Below are 10,980 nucleotides of genomic sequence, written 5' to 3' on the forward strand. Positions count from 1 at the left end.
AAGATTCTAGCACATGAAAGCATCTATCGAGTTCCTCAAAGCGATCGGACATTCAGAACGGTTTTATGTCCGCTGCCTGTCCCCAAAGAATATCCCGCTGCCAGAATTAGAATCGCGGGGCATGACGTACACCGACAAGAGCGGCAAGGTTAGAAATTCGACAGTTAACGGCTATATCGACCTACAGACAGGTGAATTCTACCGCCGCTATGGAAAGGACTATAAACCCGTGACTGATGGTTGGGGACACCTTCTAGAGCTGAATCAGCAGGGGTATGGTGTTTACTTCGTGGTTGGTCATGGTGGTGTGAAAAATGACGACATCACCCACGGCTCTACACTATTCCATGAGAGCGACAAAGCGACACTCGAACAACAGCAACTAGAGATCGATCGGATTACTCAAGAGTTTGGTAAACCGACAGCAGTAGTTAAAACTAGAAAATCACTACACGGCTATTGGGCATCTGCTGAGACTATCCCAGTCGAGAATCTGGCAACACATCAGAGACGCTGGTTACAGTTTTCTAACTGCGATGATACATCCCTTGACGATCCAGCCCAACTAATGCGGCTACCAGGATTCGATCATCTGGCTTGGAATTCTAAGACTAATGACTTCGATCGCGTTCAATGCGAACTACTCCAGTTGAACGAGGTTAGCTACTCACTGGCTGAGTTCGATCGAATATTGCCCGCGCTGGATGTCGATCGATACTGTCAACTTTCACTAGAACTAGTTGAGTCTGATGCAGACGATCGAGATATGCGATCGATCGCACAGTATCTACCAGGATTCGATTCTAGTGGCAAGTGGATAAAAGCCAAGTGTCCAGCCCACGACGGGGAATCTTCCGACAGCTTACATATCGACTCTGAGACAGGCGGTTTTATCTGTCATGCCGGATGTTCTAGTTCAGCAGTTTACAACGCTACTAAGGCTGTAGCTGTGGCGGCGGGTCATCGGTTTGAAGTCAAACAAGAAGATCCCGAACTTACCCAAAACATTAGCGATGCTTTGAAAATGAAAGCTTGCAAAGCTCCCAACTTGTTTGGTGGCAATATGGGTAAGCAGTTGCGGGAAGCCGCTGATAACTTCAATATCCCAACCAGGATTCTAGAATTTATCGCCTTGCCAGTATTAGCCAGTCGGATCGATTCTCGAACCAAATTAGTAATTAACCCTGGTACTGACTTCACGGTTCCAGCAGTCCGATGGTGTGGGCTTGTGGGTGAGACTGGAACGATGAAAAGTCCAGTGATTAAACGGCTGATCAAACCAATGAGCAAACATCAGCATGAGATCGCCGAAATTTACAAAGAAGTTAGGCAGGAATACGATCTCGCACATTCGGCATGGAAAGCCAACAAGAGTCAAGACAAAGGGGATGAACCACTAGCACCACCACCGATGTTAGATCTCTACTTTTCTAACTTCACCATCGAAGCGATTGTAGACGCTATCCAGCATTACATGGACAAAGGCTATCTCATCTTCAATGATGAACTCGCTCAATTCATTAAGTCGCTGGATATGTATCGCGGGGGCAAGGGTGCGGATCGGCAAAAGTGGTTAACCATTTGGGATGCGGGGGGGATTAAAAATAACCGCAAGTCATCTGGTAGTGTTTTTATTCCACAGGTGTCTATCTCGATAATTGGTGGCATCCAGCCCCAAACCATCCGCAATATGATTAGCGGCGATGATAGTAACCTCGATGGTCTGTGGCATCGGTTTTCTTATGTCGAACTACCTGAAACCACGATCGAACCATTCACCGAACTCACAGGCGATTTAACCGACGAATTAGACAAGATTTACAGAGCATTATCGGAGCAAGCACAACAGACCTACTGGTTGTCACTCGATGCTAAGCCGTTGTGGGCTGAATGGCATTATGAAATGCAGTCTAAGCGGATGTCAGTCACTCAAGAGATGCTGAAAGGCGTTTATCCCAAGTTTCATGGGATATGCGGACGGAACGCGCTAATTCTCCATTGCACTTATGCGGCGATAGCTGGCACCGTTCCCGACCAACTAATCACTGCTTCAACTGTTGAGACGGCGATCGCCTGGACGCGGTGGGAACTCAGTCAAACTCTAATCCAATACCAAAAGCTCGGATTGACCGACGATCCCGAACTAGCCAAAATCCTCAAGTTTATCGATCGGTTCACTGGAAAAGGTTGGGTTAGCCCTAGCGATGCCCGCGCGTGGTGGTCTACTAAACCTAAACCGTCTTTTGATGAACTCAAGTCATTTATGGCGAAAGTCGTATCGCTCGGATATGCGATCGATAACGATGAGCCTATCGCATCATCCAAATATCGAATTCAGATTTTAGAGAAAAGTAGTCAAAGTAGTCACATTTATCCTGAAAACCATACTCAGCATACTATTCAGGAGCGACTATTGGTAGTCACAGATTCTAAAAATGGAATAGCTCAAATGGGACTGGACGGTGGTTTGAATGTTGTGACTACCGATAGTCATGAAAGTAGTCACAGTTATCCCGAATCGATCGAAAAGGGTATTTCTGACGAGCATGAAAAATCTGTGACTACTAATGGTCATGAAAGTAGTCACAACCCAGAACCAACGGTAAACGGTCATTACAGCGATTCATCTCTAGAATCTGTGACTATTGGTAGTCACAGCATCAACGCCATGTCTAGCAACAGTTCTAGCGATGTTGTGACTACTTTGACTACTTTTCATAAAAATAATTTGAAAATTGGAGATCGGGCAAAACTCGGAGATGAGATATTCATCATCGACCGAATCGAAGACGACTTCATCGGCGGACACGCGATCGACGGTTCCTACATTGGTGGGCATATAAGTAGTGTCCAGTTGGTGAGTGTTGATGAAATACCAATCGCGATTGGTAGAACTTCGGCAACATCGAACGGCTACACAAAGAAAGAGACAGGCGACGGGTTTATCGAAATCGTAAGTAACCGTAGTCAAAGTAGTCAAAACACAGACGTAACTATCCCAGAGGCTACAGAAGATGATGGATATTAAAATCGGTTCGATAGTTTATGGAAAAGGTGGTGTTGGTAATCCGGTCACAGCAATCGATAACGAGACGCTGACGATCGACACACCTAACGGTTTAAGGCTGGTTAATGTCACGAAAATACTCAGGGTAGAGAATTCACCATCTAATCCCAGAGATGCCATATCGCGCTTACCAGGGCGGATAGAAGTTAATCTCGATCGCCTGTCACTGGATTATCAGCCCACAGTCACCACGCCATCATGGGAACCGACTACCAGCGTTAAACCTTACGAGGAACTGACTAAGATCTACCTCGATATCGAGACTACTGGTTTAGATCCACTAGTCAATCGAGTGTTGATGGTCGGGTTAATGTCTGGGACAGGCGAGAAGGTCATCATTACCGACCCTGATGAGAAAGTAACCCTGACTAGGACGATCGACTACCTCAAAGCCAATAAACCCGACAGCTTAATCGGTCACAATCTGATTAACTTCGATGTCCCGTTCATCGCCACCAGATGCCGAATTAATAAAATCTCTCACCCCTTCACCAAGGCATCTAAAACCGCCAGAATTACCTCTAGCAGTGTCAATGGTCAACCGATCGAGTTCACCCCCGTCTATTGGAAAGGAACCGACATTCTTGACACCTATCACCAGATCGCGATCTGGGATAAAGCCGCTGCGAAACTCAATAGCTACGGGTTGAAGAACAGTGTCATCGCGCTGGGATTGAGGGATGAAAGACGGCTAGAGCTATCTGTCGAAAGGATTAGAGCATGTTGGGAATCTGGTGACGTAGCGACGATTCAGGAGTATCTAGAGTTCGATCTAGACGACACTCAGCTACTAGCTAATTTCCTGCTACCAGTTGTCTACTATCAAATGAACTACGTTCCTAATCTGAACTTTCAGACTCTGGCGATCGCCTCACCCGCACTCAAAGCCCAAAAGATTCACCAGCGGTTATTACCTAACTTAGAACCAGATGCCGATGGACAATCGGGGTTTGATGGTGGTACGGTCGAACTACTCAAACCAGGGCTTCACCAGAACGTGGCTAAAATCGACGTAAGCAGCCTTTACCCTTCAATCATGCTCAGATATGGCATCTGTAGCCGTAAGGATACTGAGAATCGCTTTCTAGGGGTGTTGGACTATATGAGAGGGGAACGGCTCAGACTCAAAGCCTTGGGTAAACAGGGCGATCGATCTGCCAGCTTCCAAGAGAAAGCCCTAAAAGTCTTGATTAATGGTAGTTACGGATTCTTTGGGACTGGTTACTACTCCTTCAATGACTATGAAGCGGCGGCTCTGGTGACAGCCTACGGGCGCAAGATTTTGGACCTGATGGTTTCAGTCGTCGAAAGTTGCGGCGGTATTCCAATCGAGATCGATACTGATGGAATCTTCTTCAGTCATGACGATCCTGAAACTGTCTCTAAAGCTGTTGCTGATGCTCTACCAGATGGCATCGAAATCGAGCTAGAGCTTAAACACTGTGGGTTATACGCTCCAAAGGCTAAGAGCTATGTTTTAGTCAGTCCAGAAGGGAAAACCAGCGTTAAGGGTTTATTCCGCAAGCGCAATCGATATCGACTTCAGAATGAGTTCCCCACCCAATTCATCAAACTGTATTTTGGCGAGGGTCTAGACGCGGCTTCAGCTTACTACCAAGAGATTCGATCGTTATTAACTGCTGGCAATCTTCCGATTGAAGATCTCATTATCACTCGCAAGATATCCACCAATGAGAAGAATCTCGTCGAGTTGGGTTTAGGTAAACCAGGGGACACGGTGAGTTATTGGTACAAACAACATATTAGGCTTCATGCGAAAACTGGTAGACCGTTGAAACCCCAGCCGATCGAGACGAGTAGCGGTGAATATTGGGCTGACTACTATGTCACTGAACTGGACGAAGCTTATCGATCGATTCTTGGCGTTGAGTCACCTCTGACGAGCGGGAATAAACACCAATTGAAACTAGACTTAAACGCTGTATGAATTACCAACTAACCGGAAATATCACCCCCAAGGCTAGACCCAGATTAGGACGCGGCGGCGCATATCTCCCCAACAAATATCGGGACTGGAAGGAGGACGCGATCGCCCAACTATTAACCCAATCTCGTCCTCCCGAACCAATAGCTAAGACTGAGGTATCGATCGCCATTGGTGGAAAACAGCGAGGGGACTTGGACAACATCGCAGGGGCGATCCTTGACGCTCTGGTGCAGTCTGGGTACTGCTAGACGACAGGATATCGGTAGTAAATAAGCTAACCGTCGAACACTTTCCCAAGTTGCCATCAGGGGCGAACATCGAACTAAATTAGGACAGCAAATGACAGCAAAGGGCAATAAAGGGAAATAAAGGTAGTCATTATTTCGAGACAAAACAAGAAAAAAAATAAATTAAGAGGTTGGTTATGACAGAGACAAAATCACAAATCCCCGTCTGTGAGCGTCAGGAAGGAGAGACAGATAAGGCATGGTACGCATATACAATTTACCAAAATATCGGGGCGGGGCGGTCGGTAGATGCAGCATACAGCGAATATATTGAGTCAACCAAAGGAGTCAAGCCGGATAACGCCGGAAACCGCAGGGGGCACTCGATCTCATCTGCAAGTTTCAAGGAGTGGCAAACCAGATTTAATTGGGCAGAGCGGGTTAGGATTCATGACGCTGATTCTCGATCGTCCCTGGTCGAGAAATTGGCAGAACGATCGGTAGACTCGGTTTACGAAGCCATCGAAAAAGATATGCAAATTGTCGCCGATATCAACAAAGCAGTTAGAGCCAATTCCATCAATGCTCTGGCAATAACCCAGCGATTAATGTCGCGGTTAACCAAGGCGTTAGACATTAAGGATATGAAACAACTCCAAGCCGAAATCGATGGCATAAAAGTAGTTGCATCTGCTCTATTAGAATTACGGAAAATCGACAAAATCTCGATTGAGGTAGAGGGTGCATTAGCTGTCTCTCACAATCGAATCTATGCGATCGGTGAAATGCTAGCAGTTCATGAAAAGAATATGTTGGACATCGATAGTAACGACTAATTCACCAAACCTAATACAATAGTAACTATGAAAAAGAAGATACATAAAAAATGAAAGTCAACACACCAAAACCAACCGAACAAATCGCGATCGACTTTCCAAACTACCGCACCCCGAAAGGCATGAATGTACTGAACATTCAATCTGAACCGAACCCACACGATCGAACCGCCAAGCAACTAATCGCCAATCGAATCGAGAAGGACTCATACCTCCAATCTCATGTTTACCGGAGCGATTATGTTCGAGCGATCGACTCGGTTCTATTCCACAACCATTGTGCGGTTTACAAGATGTCTCCAGCATTCAAAAATGGAGAATATTACTATCAAGATAGAGACTACCAGATTCGAGAAATGCTATTAGACTTAGTTCAAAAGGACGCGCCAAAACAAGCTAAACGGAATCCAATCGATCGGTTATTCGATATCCCAGAAGGGGTAAGCGTCAACCTAAAAATGGCACCTTCTGGTTATCTATCAGCGATCGACATTGCATCCAAAGTGTTTGAGCATCCGATTGTTGAGGGGACGGAAATGGAACGGAAAATATCGGGGTTTCTGTTTAGTTCGTACTGCGAGAAATTTGGCACTACCCCACCCGCATTGTACGGAAAATATCACTACCCGCCTGACGCGATCGGGTGGTTCCACCAATAATCAACATGAACAAATTAACTGCCAAGCAAGTCCGATTTTGTGAGGAGTATCTGATCGATCAGAATGCGACTCAAAGCTGCTTGAGGAGCGGCTATTCCCCCAAGACCGCCGCAGCCATTGGAGCGGAAAACCTCACAAAACCTGAGATTCAAGCCCAAATTGCATTACTCAAGTCGCTACAGTCCGATCGACTCCAGATTGATGCCGATCGAGTGCTGCAAAAATACTGGGAAATTGTAGACTTCAAGTTATCTGATGTCTGTCACTTTGATGGTGCGAAAGTCACCTTTAAACCCTTTTCAGAATGGAACGATCGGGCGCGGTGTGCCGTTACTAGCTTCAAGGAAAACAAAGGTGAAATCACCGAGATTCGAGCCGAAAGTAAGCTACCCGCATTACGCGCCCTTGGCTTACACTTTGGCTTATTCAGTGACTTGAATATTGCTATTGCCACGCTCAAGACTTACGGAATAAATCTCAAGAAAGATGCTTTTGACAATTGGATCATCGATAAATAGTAGCGATCAATTCAAGTAACGATCCTCAATATTGCCGATCGATATTGAGGATCGTTTTGACTATGAGTGCGTAAACTTAGGATCACCAACACATGACATCGATTCAAGTCGATCGCCAATGTCAGTCAATTTCTCCTCGATTATCTCTATTAGATCGAGATCGATAGAATCGATTCCTTCTTCCTGCGATAAATGGAACAAAGATCGCCGATGTGTCTCGAATAGATCGATTATTTTAGACATGTCGCGACTAAGAGTTACTATTTGTGGTTCGCTTGTCAATACAGTATTTGTGTCAGTTTCAGTATTCATGGGTTATGGTTCGGGGTGAGTTAATTGTTGAGTTAGAAACAGGTGAGGAATATCTTTTTAATTGGTTGGCAGCATCATCGAGAATCCATGTAAAGTAAGTCTTTCAATGTCTCAATTAAGGCATAGTTTATCATATTCTACTATAAAAATAAATACTTTATAGTTAATTGAGAAAGAGTTGGCAATCGAGCATAAAATTAACAATTTGTGAATTCACAAAAATGTTAATATTTAAGTAAACAAGTAAGGTTGAAAAGTGCCTATTTGCTATGTACAAAGAGCAGTATGGCAACCACCCCCTGTTTTAAACCAGAACTGGTATCGTCATACTCACCCGATCGGGTGAGTGGTTGGTAGCTATCGCTTAGAGGTTAGTCAGGATTAGCTGCCATATCGATAATCGTCTCCAGTGCGCCAATACCCTCGGAGTGCCACACACCACCATTGAAGATGAATAGCTCTAATTTCCCGTCAGCTTGGGCGATGGTTTGGAACAGTTGCATGGTCGAAGCGTGTTGGTATAAAGTGACATCCTTGGTGTGATCGATGAGATGTGCGTATTCGGTAATGGTTTTCATGTTGGTAACGATGGTGAGTTGTTTGAGGGAGATGCCCCGATTTAATATCGGGGGATTGCTAGGGGCTAAGGTTTAGATGGTGGGGTCATCCAGAAGCGTTTACGTCGCTGTAAACCCTGGATTGACAGATGAATCATTTGGGCTAGTTCATTGTTACCAGCCATGACAGCGGCGTTATAGTCGTCGATTGCGTCGGTTATTTTGGCTTCGATGTTGGCTATTGCTGTGGCGTGAGTGTCGTCGATCTCGAATGGCTGCATAGGTTCTATGGATATGTTGAGTTGGCAGTCCCGATTTGAAATCGGGACTGTTGGTAGGGCTTAGATGTAGTCAGGCATTACCCACGCAGCGGTGGAAGCTAGATGATCGCCAACGATGTGAGAGATCGCTTGGGCTTGGGTGATGAACACTCGATCGCCATAGACATAGCAATCATCGACATCTTCTAGTTCCAAAGCGCGGGCGGTATCGTATTGGACACCGGATAAACCCCACACTGGATAATCATCGAATGTGCCGATTAGGTTGCCAGCGAGTAGAACACCGTAGCCGTTGGGGTGGCGATCGATAACTACTGAGGTTGAGTGGAGCGGACGGGTTTGAGTTAACATTTGAGTAATCCTTTCTTGATTTGGGTTTGGATGTGAGGGGCGATTGAGTTACTTTCCTAGGGCGACTCAATCGCTTTCTCATGTCTGTCGGTTGCGATTTGTCTAACTTTAGGCTTGTGGGTCGCGTCCCGTTTCCATATACCTAATATATCATTATTTTCTATGGTGGTCAATAGGTATTAAGGTGGTATTCAATATGAATAACTAATTAATACGCAATACCACCATAGGCAATGTTTATCTATGGTGGTAGTGATTAAATCCTATGTTAGAATATAGGAATTAATGAGGTATTCAATATGGATGAAAACAAGACGGCATTGGTAAAGAAGATCGGGGAAGGCAATAAATCCCTGTCTGTGATTGTGGCTGAGGACAAATTAACCAAGTTCAAGCGGTTCTCGCAAAGCATTAATTTGTCAATGGGTTATCTGCTTAATCAAGCGATCGATCGGTACCTAGCTAATAACTCTACTGAAATCTTCAGTACCTCTACAGGTATACCAACCACCATAGGAAATAACACCCTATCAGTTACAGTTAGAGACGGTGATATAGAGGAATTAGTTAACACCACCATAAAAGCATACCTACTGAATAACCCTGTAGGTTATCTATCTAAAGTAGATATAGAGGAATTAATTAACACCACAATAGAAAGTAAATTAGATAAGTCCTCTATAGGTATTGCTGAGGTAGACAACAGAATTACCCCGTTAATCAAGTCTATTAGCGAACTGGAGACATATAGCCAAGACCAGTTTAAACAGGTGCGGGAAGAGCTTAGAGCCATTGCCGATACGATCGCTAATCCCACAACCGCCAAGTCAAAGAAAGATCCAAACATCAAAACTTGGGCGGAGTTCTTCGAGATGGTTGGAATTAAGCCTATGAGGGCTAATGAAGCTCAGGGCAAGGAAACCGATACTCGCACCAAGCAGATAGAACAGGGGATTCAAGCGGCAAAAGAGCAGTTCCTTGGTGAATGGGCTATCAACGTCGTGGGTCGTTCGTTCGTGCGAGTTGATGCCACTGTAGAATCACCACTACCCCTATCCCCGAACTAATCAACTAGTTTTAACGCTCTGCCGTATAATCGAAATAACCCCCAACCACAGAAGGAAGGGGGTTAGATCGATCGATGGACTGTTACCAGCAGCGCGATCGATATCAACATAACTACTATGAGGTTAACATGACTCAAGCTAGAGAACCAGACGACATCGATCGCGTTAACCGCGAATTGCGTGGAGTCAACCGGAGATTAGACAGACTGGAATATACCCAGATCTCCCCCCAAGAATTTTCCAGCGTACTAGATCGTATTTATGAAGAGATTGGCTTGACACGATCGGAGATGAGAGCGGAATTTGTAGCGGTTAACGCCCGACTCGATCGCTTCGAGAATGAGGTTAGAGAGGTAAACGGGAAAATTGATATCATCATCCGTCGCCTCAGTGGAGAGGGAAATTTACCAGAGTAAGACCAACCCCGAAACCACCTTTTACCCCTATTTTTACCCCTACGACTTATTGAGAATACCCCAAACAGTTACTAGATACACAGTCTAGAGAGTAAGCTTACTACTTTGGGGTAGTAGGGGTCGGAGGTTCAAATCCTCTCGTTCCGACTTGTACAGTGACACATTCTTTGTCACCAGTGACACATTATTGTCATGATGCCTAACTAGGTGTCGTGACAATAATTTTTTGTGGTTGAAGTGGCAGTGACAGAATCGATGACATCTAAAAATTCAATATAACTTTTGTAGCAGCCTCCAAAGTAGTGCGCCTTTCAAGCCATCTATTTTCTGCTTATTGGAACAGTAATTGAAACCACTACTTGCCGATATGGCAGGGTGCGAGTGTATGCTTTCAACCCTCCCCCCGTTGGGACAGTAGTTGAAACTGATGCGGGTGTGACAATGCCGCTGCTAGATTTCGCTTTCAACCCTCCCCCCGTTGGGACAGTAGTTGAAACTCTGCGAGTCCAAACCATTGCTGGTATCGGTATCTGGCGATGATTTTGGCAAACCCTAAAGAAACTTACCTATTTCAACACTAGCGTAGCAGAGTTTACTGTTCCTATAAACCTGAGTTCGATGAAGTTTTGTCTCCTCAAACTCAGGCATTTCAACACTTTTAGGCTAACAGCAGAATTTTTTCAATTTTTGGCACATTAAAATCCACCATCAATATCATTAATAGTTGAAAAAACATTGATT

At 45.0% G+C, this 10,980-nt stretch carries 11 protein-coding genes; 8 read left to right on the forward strand and 3 right to left on the reverse strand.

Going from position 1 to position 10,980, the window contains the following annotated elements; genetic code table 11:
• The first annotated feature begins 13 nt into the window (after positions 1 to 13).
• The 6 genes from ACEW9I_RS02380 (at position 14) to ACEW9I_RS02405 (ending at position 7,255) form a co-directional block, all read left to right on the forward strand.
• Complete coding sequence (locus tag ACEW9I_RS02380; RefSeq protein WP_373538774.1) at positions 14 to 3,028, forward strand: DUF3987 domain-containing protein; 3,015 nt, start codon at positions 14 to 16, stop codon at positions 3,026 to 3,028.
• Complete coding sequence (locus tag ACEW9I_RS02385) at positions 3,015 to 5,015, forward strand: DNA polymerase domain-containing protein (protein ID WP_373538775.1); 2,001 nt, start codon at positions 3,015 to 3,017, stop codon at positions 5,013 to 5,015. Before ACEW9I_RS02380 ends, ACEW9I_RS02385 begins: the two co-directional genes overlap by 14 nt.
• Complete coding sequence (locus ACEW9I_RS02390) at positions 5,012 to 5,263, forward strand: RusA family crossover junction endodeoxyribonuclease (protein ID WP_373538776.1); 252 nt, start codon at positions 5,012 to 5,014, stop codon at positions 5,261 to 5,263. The genes ACEW9I_RS02385 and ACEW9I_RS02390 overlap by 4 nt, the downstream gene beginning before the upstream one ends.
• A 176-nt stretch (positions 5,264 to 5,439) precedes the next feature.
• Complete coding sequence (locus ACEW9I_RS02395) at positions 5,440 to 6,078, forward strand: hypothetical protein (RefSeq protein WP_373538777.1); 639 nt, start codon at positions 5,440 to 5,442, stop codon at positions 6,076 to 6,078.
• 50 nt (positions 6,079 to 6,128) lie between these two features.
• A complete protein-coding gene (locus tag ACEW9I_RS02400) occupies positions 6,129 to 6,737 on the forward strand; it encodes a hypothetical protein (RefSeq protein WP_373538778.1) in 609 nt (202 codons plus the stop codon).
• 5 nt (positions 6,738 to 6,742) lie between these two features.
• The gene (locus ACEW9I_RS02405) at positions 6,743 to 7,255 is read left to right on the forward strand and encodes a terminase small subunit (protein WP_373538779.1); all 513 of its coding nucleotides are present in this window, start codon (positions 6,743 to 6,745) and stop codon (positions 7,253 to 7,255) included.
• A gap of 683 nt (positions 7,256 to 7,938) precedes the next feature.
• Here the strand turns inward: ACEW9I_RS02405 and ACEW9I_RS02410 are convergent.
• The 3 genes from ACEW9I_RS02410 to ACEW9I_RS02420 form a co-directional block, all read right to left on the reverse strand.
• Positions 7,939 to 8,145: a hypothetical protein gene (locus tag ACEW9I_RS02410; protein ID WP_373538780.1), complete on the reverse strand. Its 207-nt coding sequence runs from the start codon at positions 8,143 to 8,145 to the stop codon at positions 7,939 to 7,941.
• 65 nt (positions 8,146 to 8,210) lie between these two features.
• A complete protein-coding gene (locus ACEW9I_RS02415; RefSeq protein WP_373538781.1) occupies positions 8,211 to 8,405 on the reverse strand; it encodes a hypothetical protein in 195 nt (64 codons plus the stop codon).
• Between the two features lie 60 nt (positions 8,406 to 8,465).
• Entirely contained in the window at positions 8,466 to 8,756 is a 291-nt protein-coding gene (locus ACEW9I_RS02420) for a hypothetical protein (RefSeq protein WP_373538782.1), read from the reverse strand.
• 299 nt (positions 8,757 to 9,055) lie between these two features.
• Between ACEW9I_RS02420 and ACEW9I_RS02425 the strand changes: the two genes are divergently transcribed.
• Both ACEW9I_RS02425 and ACEW9I_RS02430 read left to right on the forward strand, forming a co-directional pair.
• Positions 9,056 to 9,823, forward strand: a complete 768-nt coding sequence (locus ACEW9I_RS02425; RefSeq protein ID WP_373538783.1) for a hypothetical protein — start codon at positions 9,056 to 9,058, stop codon at positions 9,821 to 9,823.
• A gap of 128 nt (positions 9,824 to 9,951) precedes the next feature.
• A complete protein-coding gene (locus ACEW9I_RS02430) occupies positions 9,952 to 10,239 on the forward strand; it encodes a hypothetical protein (RefSeq protein WP_373538784.1) in 288 nt (95 codons plus the stop codon).
• Positions 10,240 to 10,980: the final 741 nt, after the last annotated feature.

This window comes from Chamaesiphon sp. (assembly GCF_041738855.1).
GTDB lineage: Bacteria > Cyanobacteriota > Cyanobacteriia > Cyanobacteriales > Chamaesiphonaceae > Chamaesiphon.

Excerpts from the sequence above, each read along its gene's own strand:
- ACEW9I_RS02380 (WP_373538774.1), top strand. The coding sequence starts at position 14 with ATGAAAGCATCTATCGAGTTCCTCAAAGCGATCGGACATTCAGAACGG.
- ACEW9I_RS02385 (WP_373538775.1), top strand. The coding sequence starts at position 3,015 with ATGATGGATATTAAAATCGGTTCGATAGTTTATGGAAAAGGTGGTGTT.
- ACEW9I_RS02390 (WP_373538776.1), top strand. The coding sequence starts at position 5,012 with ATGAATTACCAACTAACCGGAAATATCACCCCCAAGGCTAGACCCAGA.
- ACEW9I_RS02395 (WP_373538777.1), top strand. The coding sequence starts at position 5,440 with ATGACAGAGACAAAATCACAAATCCCCGTCTGTGAGCGTCAGGAAGGA.
- ACEW9I_RS02400 (WP_373538778.1), top strand. The coding sequence starts at position 6,129 with ATGAAAGTCAACACACCAAAACCAACCGAACAAATCGCGATCGACTTT.
- ACEW9I_RS02405 (WP_373538779.1), top strand. The coding sequence starts at position 6,743 with ATGAACAAATTAACTGCCAAGCAAGTCCGATTTTGTGAGGAGTATCTG.
- ACEW9I_RS02410 (WP_373538780.1), bottom strand. The coding sequence starts at position 8,145 with ATGAAAACCATTACCGAATACGCACATCTCATCGATCACACCAAGGAT.
- ACEW9I_RS02415 (WP_373538781.1), bottom strand. The coding sequence starts at position 8,405 with ATGCAGCCATTCGAGATCGACGACACTCACGCCACAGCAATAGCCAAC.
- ACEW9I_RS02420 (WP_373538782.1), bottom strand. The coding sequence starts at position 8,756 with ATGTTAACTCAAACCCGTCCGCTCCACTCAACCTCAGTAGTTATCGAT.
- ACEW9I_RS02425 (WP_373538783.1), top strand. The coding sequence starts at position 9,056 with ATGGATGAAAACAAGACGGCATTGGTAAAGAAGATCGGGGAAGGCAAT.
- ACEW9I_RS02430 (WP_373538784.1), top strand. The coding sequence starts at position 9,952 with ATGACTCAAGCTAGAGAACCAGACGACATCGATCGCGTTAACCGCGAA.